Consider the following 16,366-nt stretch of genomic DNA (forward strand, 5'->3'; position numbering starts at 1 on the left):
CATCCTTATGCCATGGCGTGGTCGGCGGACGCGGCGCTGTCATGCTGCCGCGCGGCGATGGCTTGCGCCAGCAGTTCCAGCGTGAAGAATTCAAACAGTTCTTCGGCACGCAGGCGCACGCCGAAGTCCGTGCTGACGCGCAGCGCATACATCTGCACGCCGAGCGAATCGAGGCCCAGTTCGGCAAACGGCAGGTCGTGCTCGAGGGCGGCGCCGGGCGTGCCCAGCGTGTCGGCCAGGGCCGCTGCCAGCCGGTCTATGCAGGCGGCCGCCGGCGCCGCTGCCGGCGCCGGCGCGGCCTCGCCGCCGAACATGGCTTGCAGGGATTTGCGGTCCGCCTTGCCGCTCAGCGCCTGGCGCGGGATCTCGCGCAGCGGCAGGTATTGCTTGGGCAGCCAGGCAGGGGGCAGGGAGCGGGCGGCATGGGCGGCCAGCGCGTCGAGCCAGCGGACGTCGGCCTCGGCGCCCGCCCGGGGCACCAGCGCCGCGACCAGGCGCGTCCCCGCCAGCAGGGCGGTGACGTCGTCCAGCAGCCCGGAGTCGAGCAGCACGGCTTCGATTTCCGCCAGCTCGACCCGCTGGCCGTTGACCTTGACCTGGTCGTCGACGCGGCCGATGCAATGCAGCTGGCCCGCGGCGTCGACGCGGCAGACGTCGCCGGTCAGGTACAGGCGACGGTACAACTCCGTGGATTCGGGCTCGGATAGCGGATTCGGAATGAATTTGCGCGCGGTTTCGGCGGCATCGTTGACGTAGCCGTTGGCCAGGGCGGCGCCGCTGATGCACAGTTCGCCTTCGAGGAAGGGACTGAGCCGGTGCACCAGGCCGTCGCCGTCGCGCAGGTAGAAGCGCGTGTGCGGCACGGGCTCGCCTATCGGCAGCGAATCGGCGGGCTGGCCGTCATAGCGCCAGGCGCTGGCCATGATGGTTGCTTCGGTCGGTCCGTAGACGTTATAGATGCCGGCGGCCGGCAGCAGCGCGCTGGCGCGTGCGGCCAGCGCCGGCCGGAAGACCTCGCCGCCGACGCACATGGCGCGCATGGAGGTGCAGCGCTCCACGCCCGGCGTCTGCAGGATCAGGCCGAGCATGGTGGGCACGGTGGTCATGTGGGTTGCCTGGTGGCGCTCAATGGCGTCGACGATGCGGTCGCCGTCGATATTGCGCTCGCCGCCCAGGAAGGCGATGCGGGCGCCGACCATCAGCGGCGCCATCAATTCATGCATTGACGGGTCGAAGCACGGATGTATGCTTTGCAGCCAGCAGTCGCCGGCCTGGACGTTCAGGTAGCGCACGATCCAGCTGAAATGGTTGTAGGCGGCCGCGTGCGAGACTGCGACGCCCTTCGGCTGGCCCGTCGACCCGGAGGTGAAGATGATGTACAGGGGCGCCGTCACCGGCACCGGCGGCGCCATGTCGGCATTGGACAGGCCGAGGGCGTCGTGCTCGGCCTGCGCACACGGCAGCACGTTCAGCGTGGTCTCGGCCGCCATGCGGCGCTCGCTCAGTGCCGTCAGCAGCAGGCGCACGCCGGCCTGCTGGGCGATGCGCTGCAGGCGTTCGGTCGGACATTCGATATCCACGGGCACGTACACGGCGCCGCACTTGGCCAGCGCCAGCAGCAGCAGCGTCCGGCTAGGCTCATGCGCGCTGCAGACGGCGACGCTTTCCCCCGGGCGGACTTGATGCACCGCCTGCAGCAGGCGCGCCAGGCGATTGGCGCGCGCATTGAGTTCGCCATACGATACGGTGCTGCTGGCCGAGCACAGCGCCGGCAGCGCGGGCGTCAGACGGGCCTGGCGCTCGACCAGCTGGTGCGGATATTCAGGAGTGTAGGATGTGCTCATGGTTGGACTCTCGGTGCGTTTGTATCAGTTGGGCCAGGCTGTCGGCATGGGGCTCGGCCAGCATGGAAAAATGGTTGCCGGGGACTTCGATGCCCGGCTGGCGGTAGGCCAGGGCGGCCGCGTTCCAGCTGGCGATGAACGGCTGCCGGGCATGCAGGCGCAGGCAGCTGGCGCCGTCGGTGCCGCCCGGCGTGGGCCGGTAGCGCTGCAGCAGGGCCAGGCAGGCGTTGCGGTTGCTTAACACTTCATCGATGCGGCCCTTGGGCATGCGCTGCGCGATGCGCGCCGCCAGCTCGCCGGCGTCGAGCCGGCCGGCGACCTGCTGCTCGGACATTTCGGGATGCAGGGCCAGAAACAGGGTCAGCATTTCGTTGCCGGCGTCGCTCTGGCGGTCGCGCGCGGCCATGGCCAGCGAAGGGTCCAGCAGCACCACCTGTTCGACCTGCTTGCCGACGCTGCGTAGTATCAGCGCCATTTCGGCCGCGACGATGGCGCCGAAGGAATGGCCGCCGATGCGGTAGGCCGCCGCGGGCGCACTGCTCAGCAGCATCCTCACGTAGTGCGCCGCCAGGGTCTGTATGCTGGGCTGGCGGCGGCCGGCCTGCCGCAGGCTGAATGCATACACGCGGCAATTCAGGCGGGCTGCCAGCGCGGCAAACGGGGCGGCGCTGCCGTCGGCGCCATGCACCAGGTACAGCGGCGGCTGCGGCGTGATGGCCCGCGGCAGGCCCAGCGCGCGCGACAGTTCGACGATCGATTCGGCCTCCAGCGTGTGCGCCAGGCTGGCGGCGGCCAGCTGCCAGGCTTGCTGCAGGGCCTGGCCGCCCGGCGCGCCGCGGATGCTCCAGTCGTCATTCGGCAGCGGGTCGGACGGCGCCAGTATCACGCTGCGCTGGGGCGCGCGGATTTCAATCCTGGCGAGCGTCAATGCCTGCGCCGGGCTGCAGGGAGCGCTGCCGGCAGCGGGCGCTTCGCACGCGTCCAGCAGCTGCCGCAGCCATGCCGAGGCATCGTCGCCGGCCGGTTTCAAGGGCAGTCCCGTCCAGTGCAGCAATATCTGCGTCCGGTGGCCGTAGATTTGCTGGCAGGCATGTAGCAGTGCCGCCAGCAGGCTCAGTTGTACTGGCTGGCCGTACAGCCGGGACATGTGCTGGCGCAGCTGTTGCAGCGTGTCGCGTGAAGATGGAGGACTCATGCGGGTGATCCAGTGTAGGCGGTTGGAGCGGGCCATTGGACTACAGATGGGGGCACCGTATAACTGGAGGAAATGACAGTTTCGGCGCGTGGGCGAGGTTTCTATACTTGTCCGCGATTCGCCCGTCGGCTGATGCCTGCGGCCCTGACCATGTCGCCTATGAGGAATTCAATGGAAACCCCAACCGTCTCTGCCACGCAAGCCATCCTGGACGATGTGCGCGCGTACTTGCAGAGCAAAAGCAATCTGCCCGTCACCGAGGAACACGCTACTACCAAGCTGCTGGCCAAGTCGTTTGACGAGGAAGAAATCCGCCATCGCCGCGCCGCGTTTGCCACCAATGGCGAGATCGACTGTACCGCGGTGCTGGCGAATTACGAGTTATTGCATGGTATTAAATACCTGGACCGCCTGATCAATAACAGCGGCCACGAGGTGCCGGCCCGCGCGGCCATCGCCATCTTCCGCGGCGCCGAGATTTGCCTGAACAACCTGGTGGTGCTGGCGCGCCGCATCACCGACGACGTCAAGCGCGGCCATATGGCCGATGCTTCGCTGAAGATCGGCTGGGCCAATCGTTTCCACGAAACCTTGTACAGCCTGTCGCAGCTGCTGGTGCAGGTGGACCAGGGCGGCCGGCAGGGCGACAGCATCAGCATCCGCGATTCGGTCGTATTCCAGGACTATCTGGTGCAGGCGGCCCGCATGCACGCCATCCTGCGGGCCGAGGCCACCGAGCAGCACAGCGACCTGGGCGACAAGGATCTCGACGATCCGCAGCGCTTTGTATTCTTCCACAGCTTCGTCAACAGCAATTATGAAGCGATCTGGCTCAGCGCGATGGAACAGGTGCGCCTGCCCGGCGTGGTGCGCGAACCGGGCGAGGATGTCGCGACGTTCTATCAGCGCCTGATCCAGAACGACGAGGTGCGCGAAGCGGTCAACTGCGTCGACCTCAAGGACCCGACCTGCCTGATGCAGTTCCGCGCCTACCACCAGATCAGCGAAGTGCTGGTGGGCCTGGTCAATGAAGTGGCCAGCGAGATCATCGTGGCCTTGCTGGGCAACGAGCAGGGCACGTTCGGCGCGCACGCGCGCTCGCTGGCCCTGTGCAGCAAGCTGCTGCAGGTGGTGACCGACAATATCCGTCCCATCGTCCGCACGCTCAGCCCGAAAGCGTATTTCGCCATCCGTCCGGCGCTGGGCATCACCAGCGGCTCGCATTCGCACAACTTGCGCAAGGGGCTGTTCCTGACGATCTATCCGTCGCTGGTCAAGTCCCTGCGCCTGCAGCTGGCGGCGATGGACGAACAGCTGGCGGCCGACGACGAGCGGCTGCAGCAGATCGTGCTGGCGCTGCTGCAGCAGCACGGCGACCCGCGTGCCGACATCCTGCGCCAGGTGGTGTACATGCATCAGTACGTCCGTACCTGGCGCGACGAACACATGCAGTTCGTGAAGACGCAGATCGGCGTCAGCCCCGAGGACATGACGCCTACCGCATCGATTTCGGGCGCCGAAAACGCGGCGGTGACGGCCAATGGCTTCCGCCAGGCGCACAAGAACGATCCGATCGCCCCCTTGTACCAGGCCCTGCTCGGCAAGTCGCCGGTGCCGCCGCTGCCTATCGTGCACAAGGGCGGCTTCGATGAATACATGGCGCATTTCACCGCCAATGCGGTGAAAGAAATGTATGCCGACGTGCAGGACCGCGCGCAGCGCAAGCGTCCCGCCAGGATGGCCAGTTGAGCGGCCTGCCGCTCGTGGTGGTGACCGGCGCCGGTTCCGGGATCGGCGCGGCGGTGGCGCGGCGATTCAGCGCCGCCGGCCATCCGCTGCTGCTGATCGGCCGCCGCAAGGCGGCGCTGGAGGCGCTGGACTTGCCGCAGTCCATCTGCGCCGCGCTGGACGTGGGCGACGCCGCGGCGGCGCAGGACGCCGTGCGCCTGGCGGAGCAGCGCTATAGCGCCGTTGACTGCCTGGTCAACAGTGCCGGCGTCATGCGGCTGGCCGATGCCGCCGGGCAGGATGCGGCGGAGTTTGCCGAGATGCTCAATACCAACGTCGTCGGCAGCGTCAATCTGATTCAGTGCGTGCTGCCCGGCATGCTGCGCCAGCGGCGCGGCACGGTGTTCAACGTCAGCTCGATCGCCGGCCGCCAGGCGTTTCCCATGCATGCCGGTTATTGTGCCTCCAAGTTTGCCGTGCACGGCTACACGGCGGCACTGGGCCTGGACATGGCTGCGCACAATATTCGCGTCAGCACCGTCTCGCCCGGGGTCGTCGAGACGCCCCTGCTGCACAGCACCACCTCGGCGCCGGCGCGCGCCATGTTCGAGCAGTGGCTGGGCACGCTCGATTCCCTGCTCGCCCCGGAAGATGTGGCGGGCATCATCGCGTTTGCCTACCAGTTGCCGCAGAACGTGTGCATGCGCGAAATCTTCGTCACGTCCACCTCGCAGGGCTCCTAGCGGCGGTGCGGGGAAATCACACCCATCCCCGCCAGCCGCAGTGCGTGATGACGGTGTGTGCATCGAGCAAGTCGTAATAGACGCAAAACCGGGCGCCGGCGTGCAGGCGTGGCGACAGCGCCTGGTCGATGCGAAACGTCAGGGTACGCCGGGCCTGGTCGAACGCGATCAACGTGACGGCGCTGAAATCGAAGTAATAGCCGACCGTGGGAAAGGCGGCCTTGAAAAAGCTTTCCTTGGCAGAAAACACCACCGTCACCAGAAACTCCAGGGTATTTGCATTGTTGAGCTGGAGCAGCACGGCCAGCTCCGGCCCGCCAATCGCCGTGTTCAGCAATGCTTCGCGCATGTCCGCACCGACTACCGCCTCGATGTCGATGCCGATGGCTTCGTGATGCCGGGCCGGCAAGGCGACCGCGGCGGCATAGCCGCCGGCGTGGCTGATGCTGCCTGCCACCCCGGCAGGCCACAGTGGCTGGCGCGACGGGCCGGTGCCGATCTGTCCGCCGGCCAGGTCCAGCCGCGCCAGCGCGGCGCGCGCCGCCAGCCGTCCGAAAAAATACTCCGCTTGCCGTTTCGGCACGCTGTGCGCGATAGCGGCGGGCAGGGCGATGCCATGTTCATGAAAGGCGGCGGCGCGGAAGGGATACGGCTGGTAATGAATGATGGTGATGGGCAGTGCGCCCCCGTCGCTGTCGCCCGCTTCGTGGATGAACGGCAGGGGAAGCTGCTGCGTCCCGGCCATGATCATTTCTGCACGCTTCATTGCACCCGCTCTTTCATGGAAATGGACATAGACTACCCGATTGCCGCCATCGCGCACGACATTGCCGCCCATCGCCGCGGCTGCGCAACGGGATGACTGTCATGGCGTCCCATGCGGGGCCTGCTGCAGCGCCGCCACCGGCAACTGGAAGAAGCGCGGCACCATGGCGGGCGACAGCTCGTCGCCGCCGTCCGTCATGGCCAGGCGGCCGCTGAGCAGCAGCATCACGTAGCCGTGGCCCAGCGACCAGCCGGCGCTGGCGGCGGCCTTGTCCCAGCGCGCGTCGAGGCCCGCTTCGCGCACGGCCGCGCCGGCCGTCTGCAGCACATAGTGAAAGCACGCCTGCGCCGCCTCCTGCAGGGCGGGAAACTGGCGCACGTCCTGGTGCTCGAACATCAGCCGGTAGTGGGCGGGCGCGGCCAGCGCGAATTCGATGTATTGCTGGCCCAGTAGCTGGAAACGCTGCTCGGCGGGCAGGCTGGCCGGCGGCGGCAGTTCCGCCTCCCACTTGGCGACCAGGCTGGCGAAGCCGGCCGCCGCCACCTGGGCAAGCAGGGCTTCCTTGCTGGGGAAGTGGCGGTACACGGCGGCGATCGACACGCCCACCGTGCGCGCCAGTTCGCGCAGCGAGAGGGCGGCGTCGTGCTGCTGCGCCAGTTGCGCGATGGCGGTGGCGACCAGGGTGTCGCGCAGGTTGCCGTGATGATAGGTAGTCGTTGTCGTCATTCTATGTTATCGCTGTTCACATTGTCGTGTATGATGGCCATGTTATCACTGAACACATGGAGAGCATATGCAAGAGATGAGCAACGTGGTTCGCGCCGTGGCCTTGCCGCCCGGTGCCGGCATCGCCCCCTTGTATCCGGGCAGCAACCTGGCCGACGCGTACGCCGTGGGGTTGCCCACCGCGCAGGCGCGCCAGATGGACATGCAGAGCCTGGCGCGCCAGCTGCTGGGCAGCCAGCCGGGCTGGGCGCGCAGCCTGATGGTGCTGCGCGACGCCATCGTGGCGCGCTTCGGCATCCAGACGGCCAGGCAGCTGGAAGCGAAGCCAGGCAAGCGCATCGGCATCTTCCGCATCTATGCCGTCAGCGACGACGAGATCATCGTGGGCGAGGATGACAGCCACCTGGACTTCCGCCTGTCGGTGCTGCGCAACAGGGACGCGGGGCGGCATGGCAGCGTGACCGTGGCCAGCGTCGTGCGCTGTCACAACTGGGTGGGGCGCGCCTACATCCTGCTGATCCGGCCCTTCCACAAGCTGATCGTGCGGCGTTCGCTGGCACGGGCCGTCAGGCAAGGCTTTGCCTGAGCGGTCTGAGCAGGGAGCGTGACGGTGCGGGCAATCTTGCTTATTCATGGCCGGTATTGCATACTGCACCACCAGCCTCATCACGATTCCCATGAACGATACGCTTCTCCTGCTGGGTTTTGCCACCACGCCGCTTGAACTGATTTCCTTTGTCCTGGCACTGACAACCGTTGCGCTGAACATCCGCCAGAATCACTGGGCGTGGCTGTTCGCCATCATTTCCTCCGCCGCCTACGGTTTCGTGTTTTTCGAATCGCGCCTGTATGGCGACATGGCCTTGCAACTGCTGTTCATCAGCGTCTCGTTCTGGGGCTGGTACCAGTGGCTGCATCCGGCCAGCGGCGGCAAGATCCTGCCCGTCACGCGCCTCGATGGACGCGGCTGGCTGGCCTGCGCCGCGGGCTGGCTGATCGGCTTCCTGCTCATCGCCTGGCTGCTGACGACGACGGACACGGATGTGCCCCATGCGGACGGCTTCCTCACGGCCGGCAGCCTGGTGGGCCAGTTCCTGCTGTCGCGCAAAAAACTGGAAAACTGGATCGCCTGGATCATCGTCGACGTGCTGTACGTGTGGCTGTACGTGCACAAGGGCCTGACCCTGACGGCCGTGCTGTACGCCTTTTTCGTGGTCATGGCCATCATCGGCTTGCTGGCGTGGAAAAAATCGGCGCCAGCCGCGCCCGGCGCCATGGTACTCAAGTGATGGCGCCTTTGGTGCGCGTGGCGATCCTGGGCGCGGAATCGTCGGGCAAGTCGACCCTGGCGGCCGCCCTGGCCGAGCGCCACGGCACCGTCTGGGTGCCGGAATACTTGCGCGAGTTCGTCGAGACGCAGGGCCGGGTGCCCGTGGCGGCCGACCAGTTCGGCATTGCGCGCACGCAAGTCGAACGGGAAGCGGCCGCTGCCGCCCACGCCCGCCGCTTCCTGTTTTGCGACACGACGCCGTTGATGACGGTGGTCTACAGCCGCCATTATTTCAATGGCGCGGACGCGCCGCTGGCGGCGCTGGCCGATGCCACGCAGTACGACCTGACCTTGGTGACGGCGCCCGACAGCCCGTGGGTGGCCGATGGCTTGCAGCGCGAGTCCGAAGCCGTGCGCCAGCTGATCTACCGCTACCTGCTCGACAAGCTCGATGCACGCGGCATCGTCTACCACGTGCTGCACGACAGCCTGGAGGCGCGCCTGGAACAGGCGGCGCCTTTGCTGCAGCAGGCGCTTGCTGTGGCGCCTGCCATTTCCCTCAATTAAAAGTCGAACTGCGCCGAAACCTTGAACGTGCGGCTGGCGCCCGGGTACAGATAGCCATCCGATTCCGGCGTCACGTCGCGCCAGTAGAACTTGTCGGCCACGTTGTTGACGGCGGCGCGCAGCACGGCGCGCGTGCCGGCGATGCGCGTGGCGTAGGCGGCGCCCAGGTTGAACACGTTGTACGACGGCACGAAGGTCGTGTTGTTGTACTCAAACGCTTTCTTGCCCGCATATTCCCAGCTGCCGTTCACGCTCAGGCCCGCCACCTGCTGCACGGCGTAGTCCGCATGCACGGCCGCCTTGAAGGCGGGCACGTTGGGCACGCGCTTGCCGTCGAGGTCCGCATTGCCCGTGCCCGACTGCTGGCTGTTCAGGGCCGTCACGGACGCGCCCAGGCTCAGGCTGGACGATGCCTTGCCCTGGGCCGACAATTCCAGGCCACGGTGCTGCGCCTGGCCTTCGCGCACGAAGTTGTAGGCGCTCTTGCTGCTGTCGACGTACTGGTTGAATTCCAGGCCCTTGCGGATCTGGAACAGGCTGGCCGCCACCATGAAGTCCGGCGTCACGTCCATCTTCACGCCCAGTTCGACCTGCTTCGAGCGGCTGGGCGACAATTCCACGTTGGCGTTGACGGCCTTGCGGTCGGCCGTGCCGCCATGTTCCATGCCTTGCGAATAGGCCGCATACACGGACAGATTGTCGAGCGGGGTGTAGACGAGCGAGACGTTGGGCAGCAGGAAATCGTGCTTGGCGCGGATTTCCGTATCGGCCTTCAATACGTACTGGTAGCCATCGACATTGATATGGCGCAAGCCGCCATGCAGCTTCCAGTTCGGCGCCAGGCTGACGATATCCTGCACGAAGACGGAGTTTTCCGTGTCCTTGCGTACCAGGCGCACGGGACCTTGCACGCCCGTCGACATGTCGACGATCTGCGGGTGGTAGATGTTGCTCACGCCAGCCCAGTCGTACACGTACAGGCCGGCGCGGTCCTTGCGGCGGAAGGTCGATACGCCGGCCGTGAATTCATGGCGCAGGGAACCGGTGGCGAACTTGCCCTGGATCATGGCTTGCGCGCTCAGCGGTTTTTTCGTCTCGCCCAGGCTGCGGTAGTCGTACACGTCGAAGTCGCCATTGCCGCAGAAGCCGGGGTACAGGTCTTGCGCGCTGCAGCCGTACGGGAAGGCCGTGTAGTCGTCGCGCTTGAACGAGTGCTGGTTGGCCGACAGGGTGGCGTGCCAGTCGTCGCTGAACGCGTACTGGAAGCGAAGGCCGAGATTGCTGGTGACGGTTTCCACGGGACGCGTCCACGGCTGCAGGTTGAGCATGGCGTCGGCGCTGATGCCGGTCGGCAAGGTCGTGTTGTTCAGCAGCTGGAAGCCGGGCGCCGTCGCCTGCGCCTTGTCCTGGTAGTCGGCATCGATCTGCAGCAGCGCCTGCGGCGAGATTTGCCAGTCGAAGGCGCCGGAAATGAACTTGCGGTTACCATCGGCGCCCTTGATGTAGGAGCGCAGGCGCTCGGCCGCCACGTTGATCCGGTAGCCGAAGCGCGTGTCTTCCAGGCGGCCGCCCAGGTCGACGGCGCCATACACGGTGCCCCGCTCGCGCGTTTCTACTGTGACGCTGCGCAGCGGTGCGGCGGTGGGGCGTTTGACGATGAAGTCGATCACGCCGCCCGGCGCGGCCACGCCTGCCTGCAAGCCGGCCAGGCCCTTCAGCACTTCGATGCGTTCCTTGTTTTCCAGCGGAATTTGCGTGTCGCCTGGAATGGCCACGCCATCCTTGCGGTAGCTGGAATTGTTGTCGAGCTTGAAGCCGCGGATGGAAAACTGTTCCGCATAGCCGACGGCGTTGTAGGCGTCGTTGATGCTGGTGTCGAGCTTGACGGCATCGCTGAGATTACGGATCTGCAAGTCCTGCATGTCTTTTTGCGAAATGACGGTGACGGACGCGGGCGTCTGCAGCAGCGGCGCGTCACTGAAGCCGCCCACGGATGCGCGCTTGGCGGCCGGCGCCTTGCTGGCCGTGACGATGACTTCGGTCATGCTCTGGGCTTGCGGGTCGGCCGCTTCGGTGGTGTCATTCGTGGCAAAGGCGGGCGCGGCAAACGCGTGCAGGATCGCCAGGGTCAATACAGGACGGGAAAAATGCGCAGATAAATTCGGTGTGGACATAGATTGCTCGTGGTTCAAGCCGTCTCGGAAAAGAGCACGGCAGGCTGCTTGTTCGGCTGGCGCCAACGCAGGAGCTATCAAAGGAGGGAGGTACTTTGCGCTTTCCTTCGCTGGCATTATCCAGATCAGGTACGAAGGGTATCTCTCACCCGGATAACGACTCCAGGACCCCTAGCGAAATGACAGCTTAGCATGAACCACGGCCGCCTGTCCCCCTGGCTGACCGTTTTACAACAGTGTCGCCCGCAACTACAGGCTTAGTTCCAGCACCTTGCGGCTGACGGCGGGCGTCACTTCGCGCTGTTCGCCCAGCGCCGTCATGCCGTGCGCTTCCAGCGCGGACACGACGGCGTCCACGCTGGCGTGGTTCAGGCCGTAGTCGGCCAGGCGCGTCTTGACGCCCATGTGGCGGAAGAAGAATTCCGTGCGCGCGATGGCGGCTTCGATGCGGCCCTCCTCGTCGCCGCCGTCCAGGCCCCACACGCGGGCCGCGTATTGCAGCAGCTTGGCGCGCTTGGCCTGCTTGCGCACGCGCAGCATGCTGGGCAGGATGATGGCCAGGGTCTGCGCGTGGTCGAGTTCGTACAGGGCCGTCAATTCGTGGCCGATGGCGTGCGTGGACCAGTCCTGCGGCACGCCCACGCCGATCAGGCCGTTCAAGGCCAGGGTGGCGCTCCACATCACGTTGGCGCGCACGTCGTAGTCGTCCGGGTGCGACAGCGCTTTCGGGCCTTCCTCGATCAGGGTCAGCAAGATGCCTTCGGCGAAGCGGTCCTGCACGGACGCGTTCACAGGGTAGGTCAGATACTGTTCCATCACATGTGCAAACGCATCGACGACGCCATTGCCCACCTGGCGCAGCGGCAGGGTAAAGGTCTTCGACGGGTCCAGCACGGAGAATTTCGGATACACCTTGCGGCTCATGAACGAGCGCTTTTCCTGCGTGGCCTTGCGCGTGATCACGGCCGAGCCATTCATTTCGGACCCCGTGGCCGGCAAGGTCAGGACGGTGCCGAAGGGCAGGGCGGCCTCGACGATCTTGCCGCCTTTGGCCAGGATGTCCCACGCTTCGCCCTCGTGCAGGGCGGCCGCGGCGATGAACTTGGTGCCATCGACCACGGAACCGCCGCCGACGGCCAGCAGGAAATCGATGCGCTCGCTTTTCACCATGGCGACGGCCTGCATCAGCGTTTCATAGCTGGGATTGGGTTCGATGCCGGCAAACTCGAGCACCGTATGGCCGGCCAGCGCCGCCTTGACTTCATCGTAGACGCCGTTCTGCTTGATGCTGCCGCCGCCGTAGGTCATCAGGACGCGCGCCTGCGGCGGGATCAGGCCGGCGATGGCGGCGATCTGGCCCTGGCCGAAGAGGATTTGCGTCGGATTGTAAAAGTCGAAATTGAACATGGGGCTCCTGCCGCTGAGGTTTAGGCTGTTGCTGAGCCATGATTATGGCCGAACGGATGGAAACGTGTCGTGGACGCTTGAGCTTTTCGTCCGCGCGGTGGAGAATGCAGCCGATGTCACCAACACGCGAAAAGGAATGCGCATGACCACCGTCCCACTGGAAGAAACGGGCTTGCCGGCCACGGCACTCGACATGCACCGCGCCATCGGCGCCACCATCGCCGCGCTGCAGGCGCTGGACTTGAACAGCCAGCGTTTCGAGGCGTGCACGGACCCGGAACTGCGCCGCGTGCTCGCGCATGCGGGCGACACCAGCCGCAAGGAAGCGGCCATGCTGCTCGAATGGATGCGCCGCCGCGACGCGCGCCTGGACACGGCCATGAAGGAAGCGCTGTTCAAGGCGGGGCCGATTGTTGCCCAGTATCACTATGACGAGAAAATATTGTAACTATTGGTTTGTTGCTGTGACGTACCATGCGCCACATTGGCAGCGCTTCGCGTAGACTGTGCCCCGAACACGATTTTGGGGGAGTTTGCAACGATGAGATCATTACCATACCGCGAAGGCAGCTGGTTTGCCGTGCCCTTGCCGGGCGGCGGCTATGCCGTCGGCGTGGTGGCGCGCACGGCGCCCGCCGGACGCATCATGCTGGCCTATATGTTCGGGCCTAAGCGCGACAGCCTGCCGGCACTGGAAGAACTGGAAAGCTTGCGGCCGGAACAGGCCGTACGCCGCCTGCGCACGGGCGACATGGCCCTGCTCAACGAGCGCTGGCCCCTGCTGGGCGACAGCCGCCACTGGGAGCGCGCTGCCTGGCCCATGCCGGCCTTTATCCGCCGCAATGAATCCCTGCAGCGCGCCTGGCGCGCGAGCTATGCGGACGGGGACCCAGCCAAGCTGGACCGTGAAGAATCGATTCCCTTCGACACGCCGGGCATGGAAAGCGATTCCCTGTACGGCTACGGGGCAACGGAATTGCTGATGAATAAATTGCTGGCGCAGGAGCAGGCGTCGGCTTGATTGCGCGGGGTCAGGCCCGACTGGACTGACCCCGGCATGTCGGACTACACCGCTGGCAAGCTGATCTGAAACGCCAGGCCGCCGCCCTCGCGGTTGCGCACCTGCAATTCGGCGCCATGGCGCAGCAGCACCCGGTCGACGATGGCCAGGCCCAGGCCTGCGCCGTTTGCCTGCCCGCGCGCCGTGTCGAGGCGGGTGAACGGCTTCATCAATTGCTCGATCTTTTCCGCCGGCACGCCCGTGCCGTGGTCCTGCACCTCGATAATCACCTTTTTCACGCCATGGCTGGTGCGCACCTGGCAGGCGATGTCGATTTCCGTTACATCGCTGCCCGGCGTCTTGCCGTAGCGGCGCGCATTTTCGATCAGGTTGTTCAGCACGCGGCGCAGGTCGGTGGGATTGCCCATCGCATGCGCGCCGTCGGCGATGGTGGCGTTGATTTTGATGTCGGGCAGGCGCATGGCTTCGCGCGCCATGTCGCTGAGCAAGCCGCTCAGGTCGACATCGGTAAAGCTCGACGCTTCCGTCGGCTTGGCGTAGTCGAGGAACTGGCCGATGATCGCGTCCATCTGCCCGATATCGGACTGGATGCCTTCGCGCGCCTCGTCCGACAGGTTCGCCATTTCCACTTCCAGCTGCATGCGCGCCAGCGGCGTGCGCAAATCGTGCGAGATGCCGGCCAGGATCACGGCGCGGTCCGATTCCACCTGTTTCAGATCGTCGACCATCTGGTTGAAGCTGCGGTTTGCCTCGATGATCTCGATCGGGCCTTTTTCCGGCAACGGCGCCGGCTGCTTGCCCTTGGCGATGTCGCGCGCGGCCGCCGTCAGGCGCGACAGCGGCAGATTGATCAGGCTGGAAATGATGGCTGCGCCCAGCAGCGACAGCAGCGACACCAGGCTGGCCCAGCCCAGCCACTGGAAGCCCGTCAGGCCGCGCAGGCGCTCGCGGTCCAGCATCAGCCAGTACTCGTCATCGTCGATCTTGAAGCTGACCCAGAAGCCGGCCACGCCGTTGACGCGCGCGGAAAAGCGCGTGTCCTTGCCCAGCTTGGCCTTCACCAGCGCCTCGATGTCGGGCATCAGGTAATTGTCGGGCGGCGGCTCGATGCGGTCGTCCTCTTCCAGCGAGAAGATGCGGATGCCTTCGTTGCTGACGAGGTCGAACAGCAGCTCGCGGCGCAGCTCGGGCGCCGAGTGCGTCAGTGCCGCATGCGTGATGGTGACGACGGAAATGATCTGGGCGGAAATCTGCTGCGCCTGCGGCTCGCGCTGGATGACGGAAATCATGCCGATCCAGGTGATCATGCTGACCGTGGTCAAGGTGCCGAGCAGCAAAAAGGTGCGCCAGAACAGGCCGCTTTTCAGCCGCGCCAGGCTGATATCGGGAACAAGCTTCATCATGCCTCGCCAGCGATCAGCGCGGCTGTCCGTCCGGGATGAAGACGTAGCCCAGGCCCCACACGGTCTGGATGAACAGCGGGCTCGACGGGTCCGGCTCGATCAGCTTGCGCAGGCGCGAAATCTGCACGTCCAGGCTGCGGTCGAACACTTCGTATTCGCGGCCGCGCGCCAGTTCCATCAGTTTCTCGCGCGACAGGGGCTGGCGCGCATGGCGGGCAAACACTTTCAGCACGGAAAACTCACCCGTGGTCAGGGGCACCGTTTCGCCATTCTTTTTCAGGGTGCGCGTGCCCAGGTCCAACACGAAGTCGCCGAACTCGAAGGTTTGCGGCGTTTCCGACGGCGCGCCCGGGATTTCATCGGGACCCTTGCGGCGCAGCACGGCGCCGATGCGGGCCACCAGCTCGCGCGGGTTGAACGGTTTCGGCAGGTAATCGTCGGCGCCCATTTCCAGGCCCACGATGCGGTCCACGTCCTCGCCCTTGGCCGTCAGCATGATGATCGGCGTCTGGTCGCCCGCGCCGCGCAGGCGGCGGCAGATCGACAGGCCGTCTTCGCCGGGCAGCATCAGGTCGAGCACCAGCAAATCGTAGCGTTCGCGCAGCCACAGCTTGTTCATGGCCGTCGCGCTCTCTGCCGTAAAGACATTGAAGCCCTGTTCGGTCAGGTAGCGGCGCAGCAGGTCGCGCAGGCGCACATCGTCATCGACCACCATGATTTTTGCCTGGTGGCCGTGGATCGATTGCGTTGTTGTATTGCTGCCGGATGTGGAGGTTGTGGTCATTTAGGGTGTCGTGTTATCTTATATTAGTTGCTATAGTAACGCCTCGCGCGGCGTCGGCAAGGGGCTGTGGCGACCCATTACAAAGTGTTACAAACTTTACCCAATTACTCTTACTGCACCGTGTAAAGCATCATACACTGGGGCCACAGTGGAAATCAGCTTTAAGTTTATACGGCATCGCGGAAGAGGAACTCAATGAATATCTTTACTAAAAAAATTCACGCCGCTCCCAGCGCAGCTATTGCCGCACGTACGACTGTGCTGTCCGCATTTGCCGTTTGCTCCGTGTTCGCCGCCAGCGTGGCGCTGGCACAAAACCAGCCGCCGCCTCGCCGTGACGACCAGCAGCAAATGCAGGCCCAGCGGTATGAACAGGTACAGCGCAGTAACAGCAATGATACGCGACTGCGCGAACAGCGTGACGCACGCAGTTTCGACACGCGCGCCGAAGAGCAGCGCCGCGCCAACGAAGGCGCCGATGCCTCGCGCCGCACGGGCCGCATGACGCCCGACGAACGGCGCGACCTGCGCCGCCAGATCAATGAAGTGGGCCAGGATATCTACTCGAATCCCCCGCGCCGCTAGGCTTCGCGCCTCCCATCCGACAGGGCCATCTCGCAAGACATGGCCCTGTTTGCATCTGGCAAACACATTTTTGCCGAGTCAGGCACACGGCCACGCCCCGTGATATTGTTCAGTGCACTGAGGCAATTCTCTGAATTTGTTGCTGGGGAGGCA

Annotated in this window: 16 protein-coding genes and 1 riboswitch; of the genes, 8 read left to right on the forward strand and 8 right to left on the reverse strand. The window is 65.3% G+C overall.

The genetic code is table 11. The features are described from left to right. Nucleotides 1-5: 5 nt before the first annotated feature. Both VPH41_RS07355 and VPH41_RS07360 read right to left on the reverse strand, forming a co-directional pair. Nucleotides 6-1,844 (reverse strand): non-ribosomal peptide synthetase, encoded by a 1,839-nt coding sequence (locus VPH41_RS07355; protein WP_328569448.1) that lies wholly within the window; start codon nucleotides 1,842-1,844, stop codon nucleotides 6-8. Beyond that, complete coding sequence (locus tag VPH41_RS07360; RefSeq protein WP_328569449.1) at nucleotides 1,822-3,039, reverse strand: thioesterase domain-containing protein; 1,218 nt, start codon at nucleotides 3,037-3,039, stop codon at nucleotides 1,822-1,824. The genes VPH41_RS07355 and VPH41_RS07360 overlap by 23 nt, the downstream gene beginning before the upstream one ends. A gap of 171 nt (nucleotides 3,040-3,210) precedes the next feature. Between VPH41_RS07360 and VPH41_RS07365 the strand changes: the two genes are divergently transcribed. Both VPH41_RS07365 and VPH41_RS07370 read left to right on the forward strand, forming a co-directional pair. Continuing rightward, nucleotides 3,211-4,788, forward strand: coding sequence for a hypothetical protein (locus VPH41_RS07365; protein WP_328569450.1), 1,578 nt, complete (start codon nucleotides 3,211-3,213; stop codon nucleotides 4,786-4,788). Further along, nucleotides 4,785-5,510 (forward strand): SDR family oxidoreductase, encoded by a 726-nt coding sequence (locus VPH41_RS07370; RefSeq protein WP_328569451.1) that lies wholly within the window; start codon nucleotides 4,785-4,787, stop codon nucleotides 5,508-5,510. Before VPH41_RS07365 ends, VPH41_RS07370 begins: the two co-directional genes overlap by 4 nt. Nucleotides 5,511-5,526: 16 nt before the next feature. Here the strand turns inward: VPH41_RS07370 and VPH41_RS07375 are convergent, their stop codons facing one another. Together VPH41_RS07375 and VPH41_RS07380 are read right to left on the reverse strand one after the other, a co-directional pair. Continuing rightward, nucleotides 5,527-6,276, reverse strand: a complete 750-nt coding sequence (locus VPH41_RS07375; protein ID WP_328569452.1) for a 4'-phosphopantetheinyl transferase family protein — start codon at nucleotides 6,274-6,276, stop codon at nucleotides 5,527-5,529. Nucleotides 6,277-6,375: 99 nt separating this feature from the next. Further along, nucleotides 6,376-7,002, reverse strand: coding sequence for a TetR/AcrR family transcriptional regulator (locus VPH41_RS07380; RefSeq protein WP_328569453.1), 627 nt, complete (start codon nucleotides 7,000-7,002; stop codon nucleotides 6,376-6,378). A 67-nt stretch (nucleotides 7,003-7,069) separates the two neighbouring features. Between VPH41_RS07380 and VPH41_RS07385 the strand changes: the two genes are divergently transcribed. The 3 genes from VPH41_RS07385 to VPH41_RS07395 all read left to right on the forward strand — a co-directional run bounded on the left by VPH41_RS07385 (nucleotide 7,070) and on the right by VPH41_RS07395 (nucleotide 8,839). Then, nucleotides 7,070-7,588, forward strand: coding sequence for a DUF2867 domain-containing protein (locus VPH41_RS07385; RefSeq protein WP_328569454.1), 519 nt, complete (start codon nucleotides 7,070-7,072; stop codon nucleotides 7,586-7,588). Between the two features lie 91 nt (nucleotides 7,589-7,679). Then, a complete protein-coding gene (pnuC, locus tag VPH41_RS07390; protein ID WP_328569455.1) occupies nucleotides 7,680-8,291 on the forward strand; it encodes a nicotinamide riboside transporter PnuC in 612 nt (203 codons plus the stop codon). Further along, entirely contained in the window at nucleotides 8,291-8,839 is a 549-nt protein-coding gene (locus tag VPH41_RS07395; protein WP_328569627.1) for an ATP-binding protein, read from the forward strand. Before pnuC ends, VPH41_RS07395 begins: the two co-directional genes overlap by 1 nt. Here VPH41_RS07395 and VPH41_RS07400 read toward each other — a convergent pair. Beyond that, nucleotides 8,836-11,013, reverse strand: coding sequence for a TonB-dependent siderophore receptor (locus tag VPH41_RS07400; RefSeq protein WP_328569456.1), 2,178 nt, complete (start codon nucleotides 11,011-11,013; stop codon nucleotides 8,836-8,838). The two genes, VPH41_RS07395 and VPH41_RS07400, sit on opposite strands and share 4 nt — an antisense overlap. Nucleotides 11,014-11,098: 85 nt before the next feature. Next, nucleotides 11,099-11,196, reverse strand: a riboswitch (TPP riboswitch). Between the two features lie 66 nt (nucleotides 11,197-11,262). Further along, a complete protein-coding gene (locus tag VPH41_RS07405; RefSeq protein WP_328569457.1) occupies nucleotides 11,263-12,420 on the reverse strand; it encodes an iron-containing alcohol dehydrogenase in 1,158 nt (385 codons plus the stop codon). Nucleotides 12,421-12,562: 142 nt separating this feature from the next. Here VPH41_RS07405 and VPH41_RS07410 point away from each other — a divergent pair, with 142 nt between their 5' ends. Both VPH41_RS07410 and VPH41_RS07415 read left to right on the forward strand, forming a co-directional pair. Then, nucleotides 12,563-12,868 carry a ferritin family protein gene (locus VPH41_RS07410; RefSeq protein WP_226941529.1) on the forward strand — a complete coding sequence of 102 codons (306 nt, stop codon included), beginning with the start codon at nucleotides 12,563-12,565 and terminating at the stop codon, nucleotides 12,866-12,868. Nucleotides 12,869-12,961: 93 nt separating this feature from the next. Beyond that, nucleotides 12,962-13,441, forward strand: a complete 480-nt coding sequence (locus VPH41_RS07415; RefSeq protein ID WP_328569458.1) for an Imm26 family immunity protein — start codon at nucleotides 12,962-12,964, stop codon at nucleotides 13,439-13,441. Nucleotides 13,442-13,485: 44 nt separating this feature from the next. Here the strand turns inward: VPH41_RS07415 and VPH41_RS07420 are convergent, their stop codons facing one another. Together VPH41_RS07420 and ompR are read right to left on the reverse strand one after the other, a co-directional pair. Continuing rightward, on the reverse strand, nucleotides 13,486-14,844 hold the full coding sequence (locus VPH41_RS07420; protein ID WP_328569459.1) for a sensor histidine kinase: 1,359 nt from the start codon (nucleotides 14,842-14,844) through the stop codon (nucleotides 13,486-13,488). 13 nt (nucleotides 14,845-14,857) lie between these two features. Further along, entirely contained in the window at nucleotides 14,858-15,559 is a 702-nt protein-coding gene (gene ompR / locus VPH41_RS07425) for an osmolarity response regulator transcription factor OmpR (protein ID WP_223278807.1), read from the reverse strand. Nucleotides 15,560-15,823: 264 nt separating this feature from the next. Here ompR and VPH41_RS07430 point away from each other — a divergent pair, with 264 nt between their 5' ends. Next, nucleotides 15,824-16,213, forward strand: coding sequence for a hypothetical protein (locus VPH41_RS07430; RefSeq protein WP_152284501.1), 390 nt, complete (start codon nucleotides 15,824-15,826; stop codon nucleotides 16,211-16,213). The last annotated feature ends 153 nt before the right edge of the window (nucleotides 16,214-16,366 follow it).

It is taken from the genome of Janthinobacterium sp. P210006 (genome assembly GCF_036231885.1).
GTDB lineage: Bacteria > Pseudomonadota > Gammaproteobacteria > Burkholderiales > Burkholderiaceae_D > Janthinobacterium > Janthinobacterium violaceinigrum.